This window comes from Rhodoferax sp., assembly GCF_028715765.1.
Lineage (GTDB): Bacteria > Pseudomonadota > Gammaproteobacteria > Burkholderiales > Burkholderiaceae_C > Rhodoferax.
In genome coordinates this window covers 23,655-46,566 of the sequence record NZ_JAQURE010000017.1, presented here as the reverse complement: position 1 = coordinate 46,566, position 22,912 = coordinate 23,655, and the positions used below count along the sequence as shown (strand labels likewise).

The 22,912-nt window shown below is 57.4% G+C and carries 20 protein-coding genes and 1 pseudogene; 16 read left to right on the top strand and 5 right to left on the bottom strand.

The features are described 5' to 3' along the window. Positions 1-88 precede the first annotated feature (88 nt). Positions 89-601, bottom strand: coding sequence for a flavin reductase family protein (locus PHT20_RS07885; RefSeq protein ID WP_301020076.1), 513 nt, complete (start codon positions 599-601; stop codon positions 89-91). A gap of 203 nt (positions 602-804) precedes the next feature. Here PHT20_RS07885 and PHT20_RS07880 point away from each other — a divergent pair, with 203 nt between their 5' ends. The 8 genes from PHT20_RS07880 to PHT20_RS07845 all read left to right on the top strand — a co-directional run bounded on the left by PHT20_RS07880 (position 805) and on the right by PHT20_RS07845 (position 7,964). Next, the gene (locus PHT20_RS07880; RefSeq protein ID WP_301020075.1) at positions 805-1,515 is read left to right on the top strand and encodes a DUF2817 domain-containing protein; all 711 of its coding nucleotides are present in this window, start codon (positions 805-807) and stop codon (positions 1,513-1,515) included. A 709-nt stretch (positions 1,516-2,224) separates the two neighbouring features. After that, entirely contained in the window at positions 2,225-3,706 is a 1,482-nt protein-coding gene (locus PHT20_RS07875; protein ID WP_301020074.1) for a SulP family inorganic anion transporter, read from the top strand. A gap of 25 nt (positions 3,707-3,731) precedes the next feature. Continuing rightward, positions 3,732-4,595 carry a universal stress protein gene (locus PHT20_RS07870; RefSeq protein WP_301020073.1) on the top strand — a complete coding sequence of 288 codons (864 nt, stop codon included), beginning with the start codon at positions 3,732-3,734 and terminating at the stop codon, positions 4,593-4,595. 301 nt (positions 4,596-4,896) lie between these two features. Beyond that, positions 4,897-5,412 (top strand): YeeE/YedE thiosulfate transporter family protein, encoded by a 516-nt coding sequence (locus tag PHT20_RS07865; protein ID WP_300087541.1) that lies wholly within the window; start codon positions 4,897-4,899, stop codon positions 5,410-5,412. A 10-nt stretch (positions 5,413-5,422) separates the two neighbouring features. Then, positions 5,423-6,034 (top strand): DUF6691 family protein, encoded by a 612-nt coding sequence (locus tag PHT20_RS07860; protein ID WP_300087543.1) that lies wholly within the window; start codon positions 5,423-5,425, stop codon positions 6,032-6,034. 23 nt (positions 6,035-6,057) lie between these two features. After that, positions 6,058-6,282, top strand: a complete 225-nt coding sequence (locus PHT20_RS07855; RefSeq protein WP_300087545.1) for a hypothetical protein — start codon at positions 6,058-6,060, stop codon at positions 6,280-6,282. A gap of 40 nt (positions 6,283-6,322) precedes the next feature. Beyond that, positions 6,323-6,937 (top strand): hypothetical protein, encoded by a 615-nt coding sequence (locus PHT20_RS07850; protein ID WP_300087547.1) that lies wholly within the window; start codon positions 6,323-6,325, stop codon positions 6,935-6,937. Between the two features lie 37 nt (positions 6,938-6,974). Then, a complete protein-coding gene (locus PHT20_RS07845; RefSeq protein WP_301020072.1) occupies positions 6,975-7,964 on the top strand; it encodes a rhodanese-like domain-containing protein in 990 nt (329 codons plus the stop codon). A 34-nt stretch (positions 7,965-7,998) separates the two neighbouring features. Here PHT20_RS07845 and PHT20_RS07840 read toward each other — a convergent pair whose 3' ends face one another. Next, entirely contained in the window at positions 7,999-9,330 is a 1,332-nt protein-coding gene (locus PHT20_RS07840; protein ID WP_301020071.1) for a chloride channel protein, read from the bottom strand. A gap of 149 nt (positions 9,331-9,479) precedes the next feature. Between PHT20_RS07840 and PHT20_RS07835 the strand changes: the two genes are divergently transcribed. Together PHT20_RS07835 and PHT20_RS07830 are read left to right on the top strand one after the other, a co-directional pair. Continuing rightward, the gene (locus tag PHT20_RS07835; RefSeq protein ID WP_301020070.1) at positions 9,480-10,247 is read left to right on the top strand and encodes a dihydrodipicolinate reductase C-terminal domain-containing protein; all 768 of its coding nucleotides are present in this window, start codon (positions 9,480-9,482) and stop codon (positions 10,245-10,247) included. An 88-nt stretch (positions 10,248-10,335) separates the two neighbouring features. Beyond that, positions 10,336-10,830, top strand: coding sequence for a MarR family winged helix-turn-helix transcriptional regulator (locus PHT20_RS07830; RefSeq protein WP_301020069.1), 495 nt, complete (start codon positions 10,336-10,338; stop codon positions 10,828-10,830). Positions 10,831-10,876: 46 nt separating this feature from the next. Here PHT20_RS07830 and PHT20_RS07825 read toward each other — a convergent pair whose 3' ends face one another. Continuing rightward, positions 10,877-13,576 carry an EAL domain-containing protein gene (locus PHT20_RS07825; RefSeq protein ID WP_301020068.1) on the bottom strand — a complete coding sequence of 900 codons (2,700 nt, stop codon included), beginning with the start codon at positions 13,574-13,576 and terminating at the stop codon, positions 10,877-10,879. A 375-nt stretch (positions 13,577-13,951) separates the two neighbouring features. On the opposite strand from PHT20_RS07825, the gene PHT20_RS07820 reads away from it, so the two are divergent. Together PHT20_RS07820 and PHT20_RS07815 are read left to right on the top strand one after the other, a co-directional pair. Further along, positions 13,952-15,856 (top strand): Dam family site-specific DNA-(adenine-N6)-methyltransferase, encoded by a 1,905-nt coding sequence (locus PHT20_RS07820; RefSeq protein WP_301020067.1) that lies wholly within the window; start codon positions 13,952-13,954, stop codon positions 15,854-15,856. Between the two features lie 8 nt (positions 15,857-15,864). Then, positions 15,865-17,589 carry an AlwI family type II restriction endonuclease gene (locus tag PHT20_RS07815; protein WP_301020066.1) on the top strand — a complete coding sequence of 575 codons (1,725 nt, stop codon included), beginning with the start codon at positions 15,865-15,867 and terminating at the stop codon, positions 17,587-17,589. A gap of 28 nt (positions 17,590-17,617) precedes the next feature. On the opposite strand, the gene PHT20_RS07810 is transcribed toward PHT20_RS07815, so the two are convergent. Then, entirely contained in the window at positions 17,618-19,585 is a 1,968-nt protein-coding gene (locus tag PHT20_RS07810) for an ATP-binding cassette domain-containing protein (RefSeq protein WP_301020065.1), read from the bottom strand. A gap of 50 nt (positions 19,586-19,635) precedes the next feature. Here PHT20_RS07810 and PHT20_RS07805 point away from each other — a divergent pair. From PHT20_RS07805 to PHT20_RS07790, 4 genes and pseudogenes are all read left to right on the top strand, one after another. Beyond that, positions 19,636-19,743, top strand: a pseudogene (locus PHT20_RS07805) (DNA starvation/stationary phase protection protein); the annotation flags it as partial. After that, positions 19,694-19,831: a hypothetical protein gene (locus tag PHT20_RS07800; RefSeq protein ID WP_300087566.1), complete on the top strand. Its 138-nt coding sequence runs from the start codon at positions 19,694-19,696 to the stop codon at positions 19,829-19,831. The pseudogene PHT20_RS07805 and the gene PHT20_RS07800, both read left to right, overlap by 50 nt. Before the next feature lie 16 nt (positions 19,832-19,847). Then, entirely contained in the window at positions 19,848-20,888 is a 1,041-nt protein-coding gene (locus tag PHT20_RS07795; RefSeq protein WP_300087560.1) for a hypothetical protein, read from the top strand. 64 nt (positions 20,889-20,952) lie between these two features. Then, on the top strand, positions 20,953-21,258 hold the full coding sequence (locus PHT20_RS07790; RefSeq protein ID WP_300087558.1) for an STAS-like domain-containing protein: 306 nt from the start codon (positions 20,953-20,955) through the stop codon (positions 21,256-21,258). Positions 21,259-21,314: 56 nt separating this feature from the next. Here PHT20_RS07790 and PHT20_RS07785 read toward each other — a convergent pair whose 3' ends face one another. Next, the gene (locus PHT20_RS07785; protein WP_300087556.1) at positions 21,315-22,823 is read right to left on the bottom strand and encodes a CoA-acylating methylmalonate-semialdehyde dehydrogenase; all 1,509 of its coding nucleotides are present in this window, start codon (positions 22,821-22,823) and stop codon (positions 21,315-21,317) included. Positions 22,824-22,912: the final 89 nt, after the last annotated feature.

Below are 22,912 nucleotides of genomic sequence, written 5' to 3'. Positions count from 1 at the left end.
GAATGCCGTCTAAGTAGTGGCTGATTTTCATCATGAAATTGGCCTCTGATGCTTATGAAAAGTGCATAAGCAGCTATATAAATAATAGCTACAGCGGATGCTCGGTGTAGAACTTGCCACCATGATAGAGCAGCGGCGCCATGCCCACCTGGTGGCTGCAGCGCTCGACCTCGCCGACAAAGATCACGTGGTCGCCTTCGGTGTAGCGGCTGCGGTTGAAGCACTCAAAGGTGGCCACGGCACCGGCCAACAAGGGTGCGCCGCTTTCGCCCAAGACAAAATTCACGTTGGCAAACCGGTCCACGCCGCGGGTGGCAAATTGCTGCGCCAGTGCCTGCTGGTTGGCCGCCAAAATGTTGATGGCATAGTGGCTACCCTGGCGAAATGCCGCCATGCTGGTGGCCGCTTGTGACAAGCTCCACAGCACCAGCGGGGGCGCGAGTGACACCGAGTTGAACGAATTGGCGGTCAGCCCCACGCACTGGCCGTCGGCCGCGCGGGCCGTGACGATGGTCACGCCAGTGGCAAACATGCCCAATGCAGAGCGAAATTCGGGGCTGGTGAAGTGGGGTGTGCGGGCGCGTTTGGGGGTCAGTGACATGGCCGGAAATTTAACCGATTCTGAACGGCCTGCATGCCGCCCGGGTCAATGCGGTGTGTGGCGAGCGTACCCCTGCAGCCGGCCACTAAAATTTGTTCATGCGCACGTTTTCACTTTGGGTTCTTTGGTTTGCTATGTTTAACATAGCTGCTCATGCAAGTAATACAAGCGATTGTGACCATTTTTATAAGAAACTTCCGAATGTGTCGCGGCTGCTGTGCCAGCAAGCCCAGTTGCTTCCCAGCGGGGCGCACAGCGTGCAAGGCCGTCCGCTGCTGATGCGCGATGTGGTGCCAAGCCACGCCAAGTGGCGCGTGATGGTGGTGGCGGCCATGCATGGGGACGAGTTTTCTTCGGCTTCGGTGGCACTGCATTGGCTGGCGCTGGCGCAGTCGGCACCTGAGGCCACGCACTGGCGTTTTGTGCCGGTGCTCAACCCCGACGGCTTGTTGCACCAGCCAGCGCGCCGCATGAACGCCCATGGCGTGGACTTGAACCGTAACTTTCCCACCCCCAACTGGCAGCTTGAGGCCAAAAATTACTGGGAAAAGCTCACCCGCAAAGACCCGCGCCGCTGGCCTGGCAACACGCCGTTGAGTGAGCCAGAGTCGCGCTTTCTGTTTGACCAGATGGCCAGTTTCAAGCCCGATGTGATTGTCAGCATTCATGCGCCTTATGGTGTGCTGGACTTTGATGGTCCGGTGCTGCCGCCCACCAAGCTGGGGCGGCTGTACCTGGATCAGGTGGGTGTGTTTCCCGGTTCACTGGGCAACTATGCCGGTGTGCACAACGCCATGCCGGTGGTCACGGTCGAGCTGCCCAGCGCACTGCGCACCCCCACTGAGGCTGAGATGCAAAAAATGTGGCGTGACTTGCGCCGTTGGATGGATCAAACCCAGCTGGCGCGGCAGTAGCAGACCGCACAGACGTGTGGCACGGCGGAGCGATGGCGTTGGGGCGGTTGTGCTGTTGTGGTGACTCGTGGCGCGGCTGCTGTGATGGTGTCGCTGGCACGGCTGTTGATGTGGTGTCCCGGGCACGGCGCGGCGGTTGGGTCAGGTGCATGCGGTTTTGGGGGCAAATCACGCGCGGGGCTGATGGCTCAGTAAGCCCGGCACCACTTGCGCGCGCCTTTGTCTCCAAAGCCCGGTCACCTGACCCAACCACCACGCCTTATCTGTGTGGCTATTGTGCTGGCAAATATTTCAAAAATAATAGCTTCTTACGCTTTCAGTACATGGGCTAAAGGCTGTTTTCTTATAAATATTCGAGTCCCAGTCGCCCTGCCGGGTTTCACCCTCAACACCCTGAACACCATCCCCCCACCACACCGCTTTGAATCAACCCCCGTGCCAGGCTCTAAAAGCTGGGTGATTCAGCTGGGCATTTAAAATCCACCATGGTTTATTTCTCCTCACCGTGTTTGTTCTCCCTCGTGTCACGCCTTGGCGTTGGCACACCGCCCTGAATCCCGCTTGATGTCTGCGTCGGCTCCGCCGACGAACTTCCCCTTGCGCTGCAAGTCGCTGTCGTGCTGTTTGCGGCCAGCCGCCTGCGCCCTTCTTGACTTTTTGACCCACCCCAAACCCATCCGGTGACCTTCGGCATGGGCTGCTTTTATTTATGAATGTTTCTACTTTTCGCCAGGACTGGCTCTCCAACATCAAAAACGACCTGCTCGCCGGGCTGGTGGTGGCACTGGCGCTGATTCCCGAGGCCATTGCGTTTTCGATCATCGCCGGGGTAGACCCCAAAGTGGGCTTGTATGCGGCGTTTTGTATTGCCACGGTGAGCGCTTTTGTGGGGGGCCGCCCGGGCATGATTTCGGCTGCCACTGGCGCCATGGCCTTGGTGATGGTGACGCTGGTCAAAGACCATGGCTTGCAGTATTTGCTGGCGGCCACGGTGCTCACCGGCGTGCTGCAAATACTGGCCGGTTGGCTGAAACTGGGTGAGCTGATGCGCTTTGTTTCGCGCTCGGTCATCACCGGTTTTGTCAATGCGCTGGCGATTCTGATCTTCATGGCGCAGCTGCCTGAGCTCACCAACGTCAGCTGGCATGTGTACGCCATGGTGGCGGCTGGCCTGGGCATCATTTACCTGTTTCCCTACCTGACCAAAGCCGTGCCGTCGCCCCTGGTGACCATCGTGGTGCTCACAGCTGCGTCGATGGCGCTGGGGCTGGACATCCGCACCGTGGGCGACATGGGCCAACTGCCCGACAGCCTGCCGTTTTTTCTGTGGCCTGAAGTGCCTTTGACACTGGAAACCCTCAAAATCATCTTTCCGGTAGCCGCCACACTGGCCACGGTGGGACTGCTGGAGTCGATGATGACGGCCTCCATCGTGGACGACCTGACCGACACCAGCAGCAACAAAAACCGCGAATGCGTCGGCCAGGGCGTGGCCAACATCACCGCCGGGTTTCTGGGTGGCATGGCCGGTTGCGCCATGATCGGACAGTCGGTCATCAACATCAAATCCGGCGGGCGCGGGCGTTTGTCCACGCTGGTAGCCGGTGTGTTTTTGCTGCTGATGGTGGTGTTCATCGGCGACTGGGTGGCGCGCATTCCGATGGCGGCGCTGGTGGCGGTGATGATCATGGTGTCGATTGGTACCTTCAGCTGGACATCGATTCGCAACCTGCGCGAACACCCCAAAAGCACCAGCCTGGTGATGATTGCCACGGTGGTCACGGTGGTGGCGACGCATGACCTGGCCCGTGGCGTGCTGGTGGGCGTGCTGCTGTCGGGCTTCTTCTTTGCGCACAAGGTCGGTCAGATTTTGCGCATTCGCTCCAGCAATGAAGACGAAGGCCGGCTGCGCGCTTACGTGGTGACCGGCCAGGTGTTTTTTGCGTCGGCTGAACGTTTTGTCAACGCCTTTGACTACAAGGAGGTGATCGAAAAAGTGCGCATTGACGTGAGCCGCGCGCACTTTTGGGACATCACTGCCGTGAGCGCGCTGGATAAAGTGGTGCTGAAGTTCCGCCGTGAGGGCACCGAGGTCGAGGTGATTGACCTGAACGCGGCCAGCGCCACCATGGTCGACAAGTTTGCCGTGCATGACAAAGACGCCTCCGACGACTTGCTCATGGGCCACTAAGCCCACATTCACAGGAACCCCCATCATGATTGAACAAGACAAAGTTTTGGCCTGCGTCGACCAGTCCCATTTTGCCGACCACGTGACCGACTATGCCGCCTGGGCCGCCAAGCGCATGGATGCACCGCTGGAGCTGCTGCACACCATTGACCGCCACCCTGAAATGGGCAACGGCCGTGACCATAGCGGCGCCATCGGCATGAATTCCCAAGAAATCCTGCTGACCGAACTGACGCAAGAAGATGAAGCCCGCAGCAAAGCCGCCCGCGAGACGGGGCGCGTGTTTTTGAACCGCTTGCGCGAGCGTGCGGCCAGCGCAGGCGTCACGCAACTCGACGTGCGCCAGCGCCACGGCAACTTGCAAGACACCCTGACGGCGCAAGAAAACCGCGTGCGTCTGTTTGTGCTGGGCCGTCGCGGTGAATCGGCCGAGGTGACGCAGCGCGACCTGGGCCGCCATGTGGAACAAGTGGTGCGCGCCTTGCACAAACCCATTCTGACGGTGACCGAAGGCTTTACCGAGCCCCGGCGCATTCTGATTGCCTTTGACGGTGGCATCATCACCCGCCGCGGGGTCGAGATGGTGGCGGCCAGCCCGCTGTTCAAAGGTTTGCCGGTGCATGTGCTGATGTCGGGTGCCGCCAGTGCCGACAGCCCCAAACAGCTTGACTGGGCGGTGGGTGTGCTGCGTGCGGCTGGCTTTGAAGTCACGCCGCATTTGTTGCCCGGCGACACCGAACGGGTGATTGCGCAAACCGTGACGGACCAGGCCATTGACCTGCTGATCATGGGCGCCTATGCGCATTCGTTTTGGCGCAGTTGGCTGTTTGGCAGCAAAACCACCGAGCTGTTGCGTTCGGCCAAGTTGCCGACTTTGCTGCTGCGCTAATTTTCTCATCACTCAAAAGGGTAAACCCTATTCAGTCAATTGCATTTGTTGAAATACAATTGCTGGGCAGTTCTCTTTTAGCGATCAGAACAGCAAGCGAGTTCGGAGCCCTTCGGGGCTCCTTTTTTTTGCCCTTCGCACGCAGCTGCTTTCTTGGCTGCACGCTGTTCACCGCCCATGTGTCATGAACATGCTTCAGCCCTGCGTTTGGGGCGTTTCAGGGGGGTATTGCCGTTGCCTGAAATGCCATTTAATTCTGTCTATACTGCACACTTTTAAATAAGTTGATGCGAATATAAAGATGATTAACGCAAAACCCATCAAACCATTTTGGACACCGTGGTTGGCAGGTACAGCGCTGGGCCTGGTGCTTTTGCTGACGTTTGTCTTAACGGGCCACGGCTTGGGTGCCACCGGTGCCTCAACCCGCTTGGCCGCTTGGTTTGGTTTGACGCTGGCGCCCGTTGCCACCCAAGCCAATGCCTACTTGGGGCCGATGGTGGAGGCGGGGTCACCGCTGTCGTCATGGATCACTTGGCAGGTGATTGGCGTGGCGCTTGGCGCGTTGCTGGCCGCCTGGATGGCTGGGCGCTTCCGGGTGCAGCTCGATGGTGCGTGCAGCGTTGGGCGAAAGCGCCGCCTGGTCACGGCCTTTGTCGGCGGTTCGCTGGCTGGGTTTGGGGCACGTGTATCGGCTGGCTGCACCAGTGGTTTGGGTTTGTCTGGTGCAGCCACCCTGGGGCTGGCGGCATTTGTTTTTCTGGGTTTGTTTTTCTTGACCGGCTTGGTGGCACACCGCCTGGTCAAAGGCTTGTAAGGAGATCGCTATGGACAATGTCTTGACAGGTTTGGTGTGTGGCGTTCTGTTTGGGTTTGTGCTCGAAAACGCTGGTTTTGGTAGCCCACAAAAGTTGACTGCGCAATTTGCCTTGCGTGACTGGTCGGTGTTCAAGGTGATGTTCACCGCCATTTTGGTCACTGCAGTGGGCTTGTATGTGTTGGAACGGGTCGGCGTGGTTGACCCTGAAGGGGTGTTTGTACCCACAGCCTTGCTGCTGGCTGCGGCGCTGGGTGGCGCATTTGTGGGGGCTGGATTTGCCATTGGTGGGTATTGCCCTGGCACCTCCATCGTGGGCTTGTTCTCGGGTCGGGCCGATGCCATGGTTTTCTTGCTCGGGCTGATGCTGGGTACCTTTGCCTTTGCCGGCATTTATGGGCCAGCGGTTGAAGCGGTGCTGGCCATGGGCGAGGTCGAGTCGTCAGACACCCTGTCGGGCTGGCTCGGCGTCAGCGATGCGTGGGTGATTGCTGGCATGGCCTTGGCGCTGGTGGGCGTGTATCTTTTAGGGGGCTGGTTTGAGCGTCGCTCGGCCGGGCCAGTTTCGGCTGAGCAAGCAGTGGCGGGGGCTCAGGCAGACCGATCAATCCCGCTGCAATGACACTGATGAAAAGGTTTGAACCCATGAAAAAACGATCCTCCAACTTGGCCATGCGCCTGTCAGCACTGGCTGTGGCCAGCGCCATGATCACCCCAGCACCCGCCGTGCTGGCAGCCGATGCCCCTGCCCCTGCCGCCAGCGCCGCCAAAGCAGCCGGTAACCCCTGTGGCCCAAGCAACCCATGTGCACCTGGCAAAAAGAAGAAAAAAAAGGGTAATTCAGACAACCCATGCGCTCCTAAAAAATGAGCTATTAGCGCTTATTTAATAAGCTCTACAGGCATTTTTTATGCATAAAAAATGCGAAGATGCTGCCTATGCCGCTGTCACAGTGGCATGGCGCTACGCGCAGTCAGGCAGATCGCTGGCCAGCGTGGCGCTTGCTGGCTCAACTCAGTGCCTGCAAGGGCAGCATTACCCCGCCCGTGACGTGGTCGATGAAGTGCATGGCTATCGGTTTTACTACCATGCGCACCCCTCATCGCGCTACCCGGCGCAGGAGCACGGGCACTTTCATCTGTTTGCCAATGCGGTGGGGCATCAAGGTTTCGCTCACCTGGGCGGTTTGTCGCTGGACAACATGGGCCAGCCCTTGCGCTGGTTCATGACCAACGGCTGGGTCACGGGTGAGACCCTGCAGGCGGCTGGCCAGGCGCGCGCTGCATTGCGGGGCTTTCAGGTGCAAACCCGCGGCCGACTGGCGCCGTTGGCGCGCTGGGTCAGTGCCATGGCGGTGCTCTACGCCCAAGAGCTTGATGAATTGCTGCTGGCGCGTGACCAGTGGCTGGTGCAGCGCACCGCAGCCCTTGGGGCGGCAGCGCAAACGGTTTGGGACGATCGCCAGGTCGATGTGGTGTGCGAGCGTTCCATTGATTGGACGGGCAAACTTGCTCAATTTGTTTAACCGGGGCGCAATGCCCCACATGAAGGAGACAACGGACATGAATCATCGGATCAAAACAATGGTGGTGGCAGGCTGGTTGGGTTGCGGGTTGACACTGGTCATGGCTGGCACGCTGCCGGGGCCCGTGGTGAACACCCATTGGCTGGCGGCCAACTTGGACAAGGTGCAGGTGGTGTCGGTGTTGGGCAACGCCAAGCTGTTCACAACCGCACCCGAATTTGAAAAAGATGCCAAAACCGGCAAAGACGTGCTCAGCGAAGCAGGTGGCCACATTGCAGGTGCGCGCCTGATCGAGATGAAGCCGATGCGCGTGGAGCGTCAGGTGGGCAACCTCAAGGTCAAGTACCTGATTCCCGAAAAAGCCAGCTTTGAAAAGCTGATTCAAAACGCGGGCGTAGACGCGGGCAAGCCCATTGTGTTTGTGCCCGTGGGCGCAGAAGCCGCTGACGTGGACGATGCGCTGCGCGTGTATTGGCAATTCAAGGTGTATGGCGAGGCCGAGATGGCCGTGCTTGACGGCGGCATGAGCGCCTGGCTGAAAGACGGTCGCGCCGTCAGCACTGAAGCCGCCCCTGCCAAAACCGGCACCTGGGTGGCCAAGGCCGACCTGTCTGCCCAGTACTTTGCCAGCTCGGATGACGTGGCCCAGGCCAGCCGAAAAGGCAGCGCTGCCCTGATTGACGCGCGCGATGCCGGCAACTTTCATGGCTTGAGCAAGCGTGACTATGTTTATGCATCGGGTCACATCAAGGGTGCCAAGTTGTACAGCACCGATTTGTTGTTCAAAAACAGTGGTGGCACGGTGAAATTCATGGCGCCAGCCACCTACACCGCGCTGCTGAGCGCCCAGGGCATCGACCCCAAAATGCCAACCGTCAGTTATTGCAACAGCGGTCACCTGGCATCGGGTCCCTGGTTCATGAGCTCCGAGATTTTGGGCAACCGATCTGCCAAGTTGTACGACGGCTCAATGCACCAGTGGACGCTGGAAAAGCGCGACGTGGTGGGTGCTGTGCCGCTGAAATAAGGGTTCAGCAGCCCGCCAGGTGTTGACCGCCTGCCTACAAGCTATCTTTGGGCAGGCGCTGCAACTGCAGTTGCGCCAAGGCGCTGTAAAGCGGCACGCTCAGCAGGCGCGACACGCCGCTGGCCACCATGGCGGTGGCCATCAGGCTCAGCACCAGGCCATGGCCATCCACCATTTCCATCACGATGATGAACGATGTGAGTGGTGCCTGTGTCACGGCTGCCAAAAATCCGGCCATGCCCAGCGCAATCAGGGTGGGGGCGTTGGCGTAGTTGAAAAGTTGCGCCACATCGTTGCCCAAAGCGCCGCCAATCGACAGCGTTGGCGCAAAAATACCACCGGGCACACCACTCCAGGCGGTTAGCCAGGTGGCGACAAATTTCAATATCACGTAAAGCGGCTCGGTGTCGTTGCTGCCTTCGAGCATGGCGCGGCTGTGGGCGTAGCCGGTGCCAAAGGTGTGGCCACTGCTGGCCAAACCAATCAGCGCCACAGCTAAACCGCATGCCGCGGCAAACGCCACCGGCGCGCGCCGACGCCAGCGGCTCAAGCGGTCGGCAGAGTCGCCGCGCAGCGACACCAGCAACAGCCGTGCAAACAGCCCACCGGCCAGGCCAGACAGCACCGCCACCGCCAAGCCCGGCAGCAGCAGCCCCAGGCTGAGGTTTTCGACCCGAATCACACCAAAATAAGTGGCATTGCCGTAAATCGACACCGCCATCAAACCACTCAGCACAATGGCTGCCAACAGCAAGCCACTGGAGCGCTGCTCGGGCTTGCGCGACAGCTCCTCAATGGCAAACATCACGCCCCCCAGCGGGGTGTTGAAAGCTGCTGCAATACCTGCTGCACCACCGGCCATCAGCAGACCATGCTCAGACACTTGGGATTTGTCGGGCAGCCAGCGCCGCGCGTGGTGCATGATGCCCGCCGCAATTTGCACCGAGGGCCCCTCGCGCCCCAGCGACAAGCCCGCCAGCAAGCCCCAGGTGGCCAGCAGCATTTTGGAAAACGTCAGTTTCAGTGACACAAACAAGCCACGCTGCTCGACCGCCACACGGCCATCCAGCGCCGCCATCACCTGCGGAATGCCTGAGCCTGCCGTGCCCGGCACGTGGCGGCGCATCAGCCACACAATGGCCGCGGTGCACAGTGGCGTCCACAGCAGCGGCCACCACATGTGGCGCTGTTGCACCTGTTCAAACAAGCCAAAAGCCCGCTCGGTCATCCAGGTAAAAGCTACCACCGTGAGCCCAGCCAAGGCGGCAAATGCCATCACCAGCAGCCGCCCAGCCCAGGCACGCCAGTTCACCACTTCAGTGCGAAGGGTGTGAAAAATGTCTGCGCGGTTGATGTTGGCGTTCATGCGTGCCGGGGGTGGTTCAAGGCCAGTGGGGAGATGTCACAGCAGATTGTGCAGCTTAAATACATTGCTACAAATGTATTTAACGATAATGCCGGTTTCGGTCACGCGTTGTGGGTTGCCCGCCACAGGCACACATCAGGAGAGGCATCATGATCAAAGTTGGTTTGGTAGGGTTTGGCAAAGCTGGGCAAGCTGTGGCGACCGTGCTGCTTGAAGACCCGCGTTATGAATTGTGCTGGATTGCGCGCCAGTCTACTGGCGGCTTGGTGCAACTCACCCCCGAGGTGGCTGTGCCCAGTGTGGCTTTGACCACGCCGCAAGCATGGGCTGACTGGTTGGCAGTGCACCCGGTCGATGCGTTGGTGGATTTTTCCAAACCAGCCAGTTTGCATGCCTATGGCGAACAGGTACGCCAGCGCGGCTTGATGCTGGTCAGCGCCATTTCTGCCTACAGCGCGCAAGACCTGGCTTATGCCCACCAGTTGGGCACACAGGCACGGGTGCTGTGTTCGCCCAACATCACAGTGGGCATCAATTTTTTGATTCTGGCTGCCCGCTTGCTGCGCACCATTGCGCCATTTGCTGATGTGGAAATTTTGGAACAGCACTTTCGCGACAAACCTGAAGTGTCTGGCACGGCGCGCAAGATTGCCCAAAGCATTGATGTGGACGAAGACCGCATCACCTCGTTGCGTCTCGGCGGCATTGTGGGGCATCATGAGGTGATCTTTGGCTTTCCGTACCAGACGGTGCGGCTGATTCACAACTCGATTGAGCGGCGTGCCTTTGGCACCGGCGCAGCCTTCGCACTGGCCCAGCTGGCTGAACGAAGCAACGGTTTTTACACCTTTGACGATCTGATGATGCACATGGTGCGCCAAGAGCTGATGAAAACCCCAACCACCTCGCCACTTTGAATTGCACCCTTTTGGGGGGCAAAAGACACTCGGCACGGGCGTTCAGCCCTAAGATATTGGGCTGTTCAACAACCGCCAAGCTGCTTTTATGTCCACTGCCCACGCTTCACCCGCGCCCCATGCCATCGTGCCAGCCAGCCAGGTGCTGCGCCGCTTTCGGGTGGTGTTTGGGGCGGTGCGCCACCATTTCAAGCAAATTGAAAAGCAAGTCGGGCTGGGGGGCGCGCAGGTTTGGGCGTTGAGCGCTGTACGCGATCAGCCAGGTATGGGGCTGGGCGACCTGGCCCGGTGCATGGATGTGCACCAGTCCACTGCCAGCAACCTGGTGCGCGCTTTGCTGGAGAAAGATTTGATTCGCATGGACAAAAGCGTCAAAGACAAGCGTCATGTGCACTTGTTCATCACTGATGCCGCGCACATGCTGCTGGCGCAAGTGCCGGGGCCATTTGAAGGCGTGTTGCCGTCAGCCTTAGAGAAGTTGCCGCTAGCCACCTTACAGCGGTTGAACCAGGATTTGACCGAGCTGATAGCGCTGTTGCAAGCCGATGAAACTGCCGCCGGCGTGCCACTGGCACAGCTATGACCCGTTCACTCTGAGCGGGGGTTACCCCACGACCGGCCCCGGCTGGCTACAGCAACGCAGTGGAATGCTTGGTCGCGATCAGCTGCTCCAGCGCACTGCATTCAATGGGGCGAGAAACCAGATAGCCTTGCAGCAAGGTGCAGCCCAGTGCCAGCAGTTGGTCTTTTTGGGCTTGCGTCTCGACCCCTTCAGACACCAGCGTGATGCCCATGCTGTGGCCAATGGCAATGATGGCTTTGACAATGGCTTGAGCGCGCTCACTGGTGGTGAGGTCGTTGACAAAGGCTTTGTCAATTTTCAGTTCGGCCAGTGGCAAGGTCTGGATGTAAGACAGCGACGAATAGCCGGTGCCAAAGTCGTCAATTGAAAAACTCAAACCCAAGGCGCACAGCTCGCGCATTTTTTCAATGACCTCGTGCGTGTTTTGCATCACGATGCCTTCCGTCACCTCCAGCCGCAGCAGGTGTGCGGCAGCGCCGGTGTCTTGCAAAATGTGTGTGACGCGGGCTACAAAATCGTGTTCGGTGAATTGGCGCGGGCTGACATTGACACTGAGCGTGAGGTGGCGCAGCTGCGGCACCCGCGCCCAGCGTGCCAGGGTTTCGCAGGCGCTGCGCACCACCCAGTCACCCATGGCCACGATCGCGCCCGACTCTTCAGCCAGCGGGATAAATTCCACTGGCGAGACAGCGCCCCGCACGGGGTGGTGCCAGCGCATCAGGCACTCAGCACCCACGGCCTGGTTGTGCGCATCCACCTGCAGTTGGTAGAGCAGGGTGAGCTGGCCATCGCGCAGTGCCAGGTTCAGGTCGTTGCTCAGTGCCATGCGTGCATGTAGCGCTTTTTGCGCTTGCGGGTCATATTGGCGAATCAGGTTGCGGCCATCTTGTTTGGACTTGTACATGGCCACATCGGCACGCTTGAGCACCTCGGTCAGCGGCTCATCAAGCAAGCCAAACAGCGCCACCCCAATGCTGCCGCTGCAGGTGTAGTGCAGGGTTTGGGCATACAAACCGACCTCGTTGTGGGTATCAAGCTCAAAGGGCTCCAGCAAGGTGTGGTGAATGCGCTCGGCCAGCGCCATCAGGCTGGCCATGGCCTCGTCTTCGTTGGTACTCAAGCCCGCCATCATCACCACAAACTCATCGCCGCCCAGGCGCGCCGCCAAATCGTTGGCATCCAGCAGCAACCCCAGACGTTGCGACATGCGCTTGAGCAACTGGTCACCTACCGAGTGGCCATGTGCGTCGTTGAGGTTTTTGAAATGATCCAAGTCAATGAACATCAGCCCAGCCAGCGTGCCCTCGGCCAGCGCGGTGTCCAGGGTGGTTTGCAAACGCTCCAAAAACATGCGCCGGTTGGGCAGCCCGGTCAGGGTGTCAAAGTAGGCCAGTTGTTTGATGTCATCGGCAGATTTTTTTTGCGCCGTGATGTCGGCAAACGAGCCCACAAACCCGGTCAACCCGGTGACTGGGTTGCGGATGGTGGAGATGCTCACCATGCAAGGCACATCATGCCCATCGCGGTGCTGGCACAGCAGCTCACCCTGCCAGCGGCCATGGGTTTTGACTTCTTCCCACAGCGTGCGCAGCGTGCCTGGTGACACGCTGGCACCGCGCAAGACCTCCGTGCTTTGCCCGAGCAAGTCAGACTCATCAAACCCCAAAATAAAGGCCATGGCTGGGTTGGCGCGTTGAATGCGGGTCAGCTCGTCGGTCACGATCAAGCCTACCTGGCTGTTGAAGGCGGCCGCCGTCAGCTCAAGCGAGGTTTGCGACTCGCGGTTCAGCCGCGTGAGCTCTTTCAAGCGGCGGTTGCTGCGCCAAAAATAAATCAGCAAGGCCGTCCAAAACAGGCTTACCAGGCTCAACCCGATTTCAATCCAATGCTCGTAGCGTAACCACAGCGTCTGCAAAGTAGGAAAAGCGTCTTGCCCTGGGTACACGTGCAAGCGTCGCATCAGCTCTTCAACCGGGGTGTAGTTGGCGGGTATCGAAAAACCTTGGTAGCGCCCAGCACGTGCAGCATCAGAGTCGGCACTGATTTGCAACAAGCCCAGCAGCACCTCACGGGTCAGCTCCGGCGCGGTGCTGGGCATGGCAGCCCACGGCCACTCGGCATACAAATCGGTCGAGAGCAGTTGCGGAAAGCGCTCTGACGGCTGCTCATTGAGCACGCGCAGCTGGTGCAGATCAAGCTTGCCTGCAGCCGCCATTTGCTCCAGCACACCGGTGCGCACAATGCCCACGTCGGCCTGGCCCGCCAGCACCGCTTGCACCACGCGGCTGTGGGGCACACCCAAAAAACTCACCTGGGCGTCTTTCGAGTTTTCCAGTTGCAGGCTTTGCGCCAAAAACACATCAGCCGCCATCAAATAGCCGCCCAGCGAATTCAAGCCCACAGCGGCCACCCGCTTGCCGTGCACTTGCGCCAGGGTTTGAATGTCACTGCCCATCAAGGTGAAAATCACACTGCCAAAATTGTCCACCACTCGGCCAGCGATATTTTGGTTGATGGTGGCCATCGGGCGCAGCATGTGTTGGTTGCGCAGCACCACATAGTGCTCGGGGTTGGTCAGCACAAAGTCAAGCTGTCTGGCCGCTACTGCGGCATCAAGCGCTTCGTAGCTCAATGGCACCACGTCAAAGCGGGTTTGGGGCATGGCCCGCTGCAGCGCTTGGGCGGTGGGCACCCATTGCGCCAGGGTGTCGGCCGGGCTTTGAAACGACAGCACCCCAATGCGCACCACAGGCGCAGCCTGAGCGCCGGGTAGCAGAGCTAAGCAGCATAAGCAGAGGATGCAACGTAAGAAATTCAGCATGAACGTGATTAAATCACGCTGATTGCAGTTAATCGAGAAAATTGTTTGGGCGCAACCCTCTTTAACCTTTGTAGATGTGCATGCCTCAGGTGAACTACCCCGAGCGTTTCGTCACCTGAATCATCTTGTAATGGCAGACACCGAAGCTATGCCCCCACTTTGTCATCCAGTAATTACGAGGATTATTTGTCTCTTGTTTTCCAATTTCGGCTAAGATCTTCAAAAACTGGATCTAAATACAGTATTTAATCGATGTGTAGAGCAGAACACATATGGTTTTTGAACAAATAGGAAAATGGCATGGGGCAATTAGCAGTATCAGATAAGCCGCAGGATTTGGCCGGGATTCGCCCACTCCTTAAGTGGGCGGGCGGCAAGACCCAACTACTGAAAGAGATTTTGCCCAAAATACCAAAAAAATATGGCCGTTACATTGAGCCGTTTTTTGGTGGCGGTGCAGTCTTTTTTGCGGTCAACCCAACCAACGGCATCATTGCCGACAGCAACCCCGAACTAATCAATCTGTACCGTTCAGTTGCAAATGACGTGAATGGCGTGATTGCCCAGCTTCAAGAACTCAAAAATACCGAAGATGTTTTTTACGCCGTTCGCGCACAGGATGTCTCCAAACTATCTGATGTCGAGGTCGCAGCCCGGACTATTTTTTTGAATCGGACATGTTTTAACGGGCTATATCGAGTCAACAAAGCAGGGCAATTCAATGTGCCATTTGGCAGATACAAAAATCCAAAAATTTTGGATGAGATGAGCCTCAAAGCCGCCTCTGAAATACTTCGCAACACCACCATTGTTTGCGGCGATTACAAAACCGTATTGAATAACAACGCGCAGCCCGGTGACTTCATTTTTCTTGACCCTCCCTACTTACCTGTATCGGCATTCGCAGACTTCAAACGCTACACCAAGGAGCAGTTTTATGAAGAAGATCACATCGAACTCGCGGCAGAGGTCAAGCGCTTGCATGAGTTGGGATGCCACATTGTGCTGACCAATTCAAACCACCCCCTAGTGCACGAGCAGTACCACCTTTTTCCGGTTGAAGTTATCCAAACCAAACGATACATCTCATGCAACGGCAGTGGCCGTACTGGTGAAGATGTCATTGTCACGGTGCCGCCTCGGCAGCGTTTCAATTTGCGCTCAGTTCCTGCACCACTGCCAGCACAAACCGCTCTGTACCCATCGACACGCTTCATGGGGTCTAAAAGCAAACTGCTTGGCGACATTTGGGCTGTGGCATCGCAGTTCAAATTTGACACGGCACTTGACCTGTTTTCGGGGTCAGGCGTGGTGAGCTACATGCTTAAGTCGCACGGCAAAGCTGTGGTGAGCAATGACTACATGGCGATGTCGGCAACCTTTGCCAAGGCGATGATTGAAAACAATGACGTGACCTTGTCACAGAACGATGCGTTGGCGCTGCTGGAGCCGTTGCATCCAGTAGATCACTTTGTGGAAACCAAGTTTCAAGGGCTCTATTTCATTGATGACGATAACCGACTGATCGACATACTGCGAGCGAACATCAACGCGTTGAAAAATCCATATCAGCGCGCCATTGCCATGTCAGCATTGATTCGGTCTTGTCTGAAAAAACGTCCTCGTGGCATTTTTACTTATGTCGGTCATAGGTATGACGATGGGCGCAAAGACTTACTGAAGACCTTTAGAGAACAGTTTCTGGAAGCAGTCGAGAGTGTGAATGCCGCCGTGTTCAACAACGGCCAAGCCAACAAGGCCCGTCATGGCGATGCGATGACGGTACAAAACCGGGAACCAGGTTTGGTCTATATTGACCCACCTTACTACTCCCCTTTGTCTGACAACGAATATGTGCGCCGCTATCACTTTGTCGAAGGTCTAGCCCGTAATTGGGAAGGCGTAGAGATTCAAGAGCACACCACCACCAAAAAATTCAAGTCTTACCCAACGCCGTTTTCGTCACGCAAAGGAGCCACTGAAGCCTTTGACTCGCTGTTCAAGCGGTTCAGAGACAGCGTGCTCATCGTTTCTTACTCGTCCAATAGCTTGCCCACACTCGACGAAATGGTGTCCCTCATGGCCAAGCACAAGCCACATGTCGAGGTGGTTCCCGTGGACTACAGATATTCTTTTGGCAACCAGGGACACAAGGTGAGCGATAACAAAAACAGCGTGAAAGAATACTTTTTTGTTGGCTATTGAATCCACCTATGAAGCCTTGGCACCTCGGTAACACTACCGTTCGCAGTCCCTTCCGTTTACGTGAAGGCCTGGTAGCGTTATCTCACTCATCCTTGCAAGGAAATTTAAGAGGACAGGAACAAGAACGGGCTCTTCGCTGCTTACTGGGTGAACGTGGCATTGTTGAACTTGGTGACGATGACACCTACAGCGTGGGGCGTAAATGGCGCTCTGCATTGAATAAATTGGGTTTCCTTTACCCAGAAGTGCCGCCAACCTCCGGTATATCGCAAAGTGAAATCGGCCCGATTGACATGATTACGCCCAACGGCTGGCGGCTAATTCGTGCCGATACTGTGCCCGCAATACAGGAGTGTTTTTTGCGGGCTCTGGCCGCGCATTACATCCCTTCCGCATTGGAGCGGAAGTTCGATTTTTCTGTGTTTTCACCGCTACGACATACCCTGGCCGTCATGGTTGAGCTGGAGAAGCAAACCGGCGAAAGCCGTCTTAACTTTGTTGAAATGGCGATTGTTGTGCAGCTCACCAGCAGTGATGAATTAATGGCTGACATCGTTGCCCAGGTGTTGGCGTTGCGGAAGCGGCGGCTTGCATCCCCCAACAAACGCAAGTTTGACAGACAAGAGCGCGAAGCAGCCGCCGTTCTGCACGGATACGCAGCCGGCACGTTCAATGACTATGCCGACACCAATCTGCGCTATCTCAAAGCGACAGGGCTGGTACAAAGCAAAGGGCGCGGCCTTTCGCTTGTACCGGAGAAGCATGTTTTCGTTGAGCGGCTGATTAAGGATACCGGGATTCCTGATTCTGACCGCTCTTACTTCATCACCCTGTGCAACGGTGCAAAGCTACCAACCGATAACAAGGATTCAGCACTGGCCGTGTTGGATGATCTTTTGCAGCAGCTTGACAAACGCGGCGTCCCATTTGACACGACTGGCAAGCCAATGGGCACCCCGGCAGATATAGCGATCATTCGCCACCAGATTGAAAGAATTTTGTCGGAACGTAACGAAGAAGAATATGCAACCCGGCAGGCGATGGAGTGGGAAGAAATTGCCGCCTACATGGAACTCATCATCAAAAGAAAAGGTAAAAAAACCCTAGCAAATGGTGAGGATATCGAAGTTCCACAGGCCGAAGCACCCGCTTATTTCGAGTGGGTTCTCTGGCGCGCCTTCCTTGCCATCAACAGTCTGACAAATAAACCTCATGAAGCAAGACGCTTCAAAATTGACCAAGATTTTTTGCCCGTTGGAACGGCACCTGGAAACGGACCAGACTTGCTTTTTGAGTTTCATGATTTTGTACTCGTGGTCGAGGTCACATTGACTGACAACTCACGGCAGGAAGCCGCCGAAGGCGAACCTGTGCGCCGCCATGTGGCTGATCTCGTTATTCAATATGGTGCGCAATCTGATAAGCCTGTCTATGGGCTATTCATCGCAAATCACATCGACTCCAACACCGCCGAAACATTTCGAATTGGTGTTTGGTTCAATCGCACGGATGACAAAATGCGCTTGGACATCATCCCGGTAACACTTGTACAGTTCAAAGCTTTTTTTGAAGCTCTGTTCACTTCTGGACATGTTGAGATCGGTTTGATTCATGAGTTGCTCGACCTCTGCGGCAGCTTACGTGCAACGAATGAAGCCCCCGCTTGGAAGATGCAGATGGCACATGTCATTCAACATAAAGTTAATGCTTTAAAAAATGCACATTTGGCCTAAAGCAATTGTCCAGTAGCGCCAGAATGCATCACCCGCCCAACAGCTCCCAGCGCTCCAGCGCGGCCAGTAACTCGTCATCAATCTGCGCGGTGCGGGTGGCGAGTTTGAGGGCGCGGGCGTTGTCGATGGCGTACAAGCTGCCGTCTGCCAGCAGCGCATTCACTTCAGCTTGCTCGGCTTCCAGCGCGGCAATCAGGTTGGGCAGGCCATCGAGTTCGCGCTGTTCTTTGAAACCCAGTTTGCGTGCTTTGGCGGGTGCGGCCATGGCCGGTATGGCTGGTGCAGCAGCTTCTGACTGACCCGCAGATGACTTTACTTTTGAGAGCTGCTCACGCCCGTAGTTAAAGGGCTGGGTGCCATTTTTACCATTATTTTTGGCAATCTCGTTGGCGCGCTTGGTCTGCGTCAGCCAGTCTTGCACGCCACCTTCAAACTCGCGCCAGCGGGCATTGCCTTCATAAGCGATGGTGCTGGTGACGACGTTGTCCAAAAAGGTGCGGTCGTGGCTGACCAGAAACACCGTGCCGTCAAAGTTTTGCAACAGCTCTTCAAGCAGCTCCAGGGTGTCGATGTCGAGGTCGTTGGTGGGCTCGTCGAGCACCAGCACGTTGGCCGGGCGGGCAAACAGGCGTGCCAGCAGCAACCGGTTTCGCTCGCCACCGCTTAAAGATCGCACGGGGGAGTTGGCACGCGCTGGGCTGAACAAAAAGTCGCCCAGGTAGCTTTTCACGTGCTGTTTGCGGTTGCCAATCTCGATCCACTCTGAGCCCGGGCTGATGAAGTCTTCCAGCGTGGCGTCCAGATCAAGCGCGTTGCGCATCTGGTCAAAGTAGGCCACGGTGATGTTGGCACCCTGGCGCACCGTGCCCCAGGCACTTTCGCCCGGGCCGGGCTTGGGCGCGCTGGCGGGAGCGGGGTCGGCTTTGAGCTCGCCCAAAATGAGTTTCAGCAGCGTGGTTTTGCCCGCGCCGTTGGGGCCGAGCAGGCCCACCTTGTCGCCGCGCAAAATCACGGTAGAGAAGTCGTCCACAATTTTCCGCTCACCAAAGCTTTTGCTCACATGCGTGAGTTCGGCCACCAGCTTGCCGCTGACCGCGCCGCTGGCCACGTCGAGCTTGACACTGCCCAGCGCCTCGCGGCGGGCTTCACGCTGGGCGCGCAACACCTCAAGCTGGTTGATGCGTCCCTGTGCTTTGGTGCGGCGTGCCTCCACGCCACGGCGAATCCACACTTCCTCTTGCGCCAGCAGCTTATCGGCACGCGCGTTGATGACCGCTTCTTGTGCCGCTTGCTCTGCCTTTTGCACCAGGTAGGCGGCAAAGTTGCCGGGGTAAGACTGCAGCTTGCCACGGTCAAGTTCCACAATCCGGGTGGCCACGTTGTCGAGAAAACTGCGGTCGTGGGTGACAGTGACAATGCTGCCTTTGAAGTCGCACAGCAGGCCTTCCAGCCACTCAATGCTGTCCAAATCCAGGTGGTTGGTGGGTTCATCGAGCAGCAGCACATCCGGCGCGGCCACTAGCGCTTGCGCCAGCGCCACACGCTTTTTGTTGCCACCCGAGAGTGTGCCGATCAGCACCTCGGGCTCCAGGTGCAAGCGGTGCAGCGTCTCGCCCACGCGCTGCTCCCAGGTCCAGCCGTCCAGCGACTCGATTTCGCTTTGCATCGCGTCCAGATCACCATGGCCTAAAGAATATTCGTCAATCAGGGCTATAGCCCTTGCCATACCTGCGCTAACAGCTACAAATACAGTAGCGTCCGGGTCAAGCTGTGGCTCTTGTGCCACGTAGGCAATGCGGATGTTGTTTTGCACTTGCAGCGTGCCGTCGTCAGGTTTTTCAAGCCCGCCGAGGATTTTGAGCAGCGAAGACTTGCCCGCGCCATTGCGGCCAATCAGGCCCACGCGCTCTTGCGTCTCCAGGGAAAAAGTGGTGTGGTCAAGCAGCGGCACGTGTCCGTAAGCCAGCTGTGCGTCAAGTAGTGTGATAAGTGCCATGTGGCGCGGATTATCCCTTGCAGCTGGCCGGCGGCTGCTTTTTCAGACTTGATGCGCCCACCACGCCACCTAAAGCACATGAGATGGTGCGCATTCTGGTGGAAGGCCATGAGGTTGTGGCTCGCACAGCACGCAACCTGTTCGCAGTGGCCAACAAGCCTGTGCTTTGAGCTGCGCCAGCACCTGTCCGCCAGCCAATCTACCCAAGCCCATCTGGCTGAGGCGGTGCTGCAAGTGGTGGCTTGAGGGTAAAGTTCAGCCCATGAGTTCTCAAAAAAACTGCCCCGCCATCCAGGTGATGCTGCCCAGCAGTGTGGGTGTCAACAACCTTCCTGCCCTGATAGAAGCGCTGAGTTTGGCGGTGAAAGGGGATGGTGATGTTGAACTGGATTGCGCCAACGTTAATTTTGTAGATCCGTTGGGCATGACTTTGCTTGCCGCAATACTGGAACCTTTGAGCAGGTGCAGACGCGTTTCAATGCCTTGGCTGAAAACTACTACAGCCGGGTATCTTGAGCGAATGGATTTTTTCAACGGAATCATTGTTGATGGTGTGAATATTCCGCAAAACCGAGTGCGTAACGATCAACGCAGCAACTTGTTGGAAATCACGCGCGTCACGGGTTCGAGTAAGTCAGAAGATGTGGCCGACCGGCTGGCTATGGCCATTGTTGGAAAGATCATTGGACGTGGGCCAAAGCCCTTCGATTTCAATGTGCCTGACACAGAGTACGACCAATACTACCGACCCCTGCGGTATGCGCTGTCGGAGTTGTTAGAGAATGCATTGACACATGCCAAGCGGGAGGGGGCATTCAAAGCCTCTGTGTGGGTCGCCGCTCAGTATTACAAAGACCAGGGCGGGCGGATTCAGGTAGCAGTGGTTGATAACGGCTGCTGCTTTCTGGCAACTTTGCAAAATCACCCTGAGCTCTCGGCAAAGACCCACGCTGCAGCTATTCGCACAGCACTCAAGCCCAAGGTGAGTTGCAACCGCGATATGGGACTGTTTGGCGAAAGTGTTAACGAGGGTGTCGGGCTGACGACCACGGTTCGAATATCTAAAGCAACGGGCGGTGACGTGCATATTGTCAGTGGCGACGCCCTATTTTTAGATGGTGGTGTCGCTGCAGGCAAACGACAGGATCAAGTGCGGGCTTTGCAGGGCAAATGGGATGGTGTTGCTGTCTCGGCCACCTTTGTTTGCCAGAAACTACCGTCTGTCAATATTCCTGACTTACTTCCTCCAATGGATGTGAACAAACAGGTCAAAACCCCAATTGCGCTGCGCTTCGACGACTGATAGTATGATTTCTTTCAGATATCGGCAGCCCCCAGTTCGCGTTTTCCAACTTGAGGACACCCACATGACCACCCAAATCGCCCTGCAGCAACACGCCATTGGCCGCATGTTTGGCATGCGGTCGTCCGCCATTCCCATTCGTAAGCGCATCGAGCATGCGCTGAGCGAGGGAGTGGAAGTTGTTGTTAACTTCACAGGTGTGGAAGTTACTCAGTCGTTTGTTGACGAACTTCTAGGCGCATTGATTCTGCGTGATGGTCCGGAAGTCATGCAACGACTGGTCTTGAAAGGCTGCTCCGAGCAAACGCGTGGAATTGTTAAGTTTGTCGCGGCTGACAGGGCAGAGCAGTTCATGCTGACAGTTCACTGAAACAGCCCATTCAAAAGCCTCGTCTGCTGCCAGACGAGGCTTTTTTTCGACCATTGCTACTTGCTGCTCGGAAAGCTAAACACCGCCCCCTCGCGCACCCCCGCCGACGGCCAGCGCTGGGTAATCGTCTTGCGCTTGGTATAGAAACGTACAGCATCCGGTCCGTAGCCGTGCAGGTCGCCAAACAGGCTGCGCTTCCAGCCGCCAAAGCTGTGGTACGCCACCGGCACGGGCAGCGGCACGTTCACGCCCACCATGCCGACCAGAATGTTGTCGGTGAAGTAGCGCGCGGCCTCGCCGTCGCGGGTAAAGATGCAGGTGCCGTTGCCATACTCGTGCGCGTCGATCAGGTCCATCGCCTCTTGCAGGGTTTTGACGCGCACCACGCCCAGCACCGGGCCAAAAATTTCTTCTTGGTAAATGGTCATGCCGGGTTTGACGTTGTCAAACAGGCAGGCGCCCAAAAAGTAGCCCTGCTCGTGGCCTGGCACGCTGATTGAGCGACCATCAACCACCAGCGTTGCGCCCTCGGCCACGCCTTGGTCTACGTAGCCTTTGACCTTGTCAAAATGCGCCTTCGTCACCAGCGGCCCCATGTCGCAGGCGGCTTGCGTGCCGGGGCCGACCTTCATCTTGGCAATCTCAACTTTCAGCCCGGCAATCACCGCGTCCGCGGTGGCATCGCCCACCGCCACCACCAGCGGAATGGCCATGCAGCGCTCGCCACACGAGCCATAGGCCGCGCCCATCAAGGCGTTGACGGCGTTGGGGATGTCGGCATCGGGCATTACCACAGCGTGATTCTTTGCACCACCCAGCGCCTGCACACGCTTGCCGTGGCTGCATCCGGTGCTATAAATATATTCAGCAATCGGGGTGGAGCCGACAAAGCTGATGGCTTTGACGCGGGGGTCGGTCAAGAGCGTGTCCACCGCCTCTTTGTCGCCGTGCACCACGTTCAATACCCCTGGCGGCAAACCAGCTTGCAGCGCCAGCTCGGCCACCAGCAAGGCGCTGGACGGGTCGCGCTCGGACGGCTTCAAAATGAACGTGTTGCCGCAGGCCACGGCCATCGGCCACATCCACAGCGGCACCATGACCGGAAAGTTGAACGGTGTGATGCCCGCGCACACGCCCAGTGCCTGGAACTCGCTCCACGAGTCAATGGCGGGCCCCACATTTTTGCTGTGCTCGCCCTTGAGCAGCTCGGGCGCGTAAGAGGCGTATTCGACGTTTTCAATGCCGCGCTGCAACTCGCCCAGGCTGTCTGCCAGCACCTTGCCGTGTTCGGCGGTGACCAGCGCGCAAATGGCATCGGCGTGTTGCTCCAACAGCACTTTGAGCGTGCTCATGACGCGGGCGCGTTTCAAGGGCGGCGTGGCGCGCCAGGCTGGGTAGGCGGCCTGGGCATTGGCTATGGCCGCCTCTACGGTGAGCTTGTCAGCCAGCCCCACGCGCTTTTCAGCCCGGCCGGTGGCGGGGTTGAACACGTCGGCCGTGCGGCTGCCGCCCGGCGTGCGCTGGCCGTTGATCAGGTGGGGGATGGTGGGGAGGGTGGTGGACATGGTGATGGTCTTGGTGAGGGAATGGGGGGATTGAAAAAGGATTAGAAAATATATAAGAAATCAGGCTCTAGCGCATATATATAAAGCGC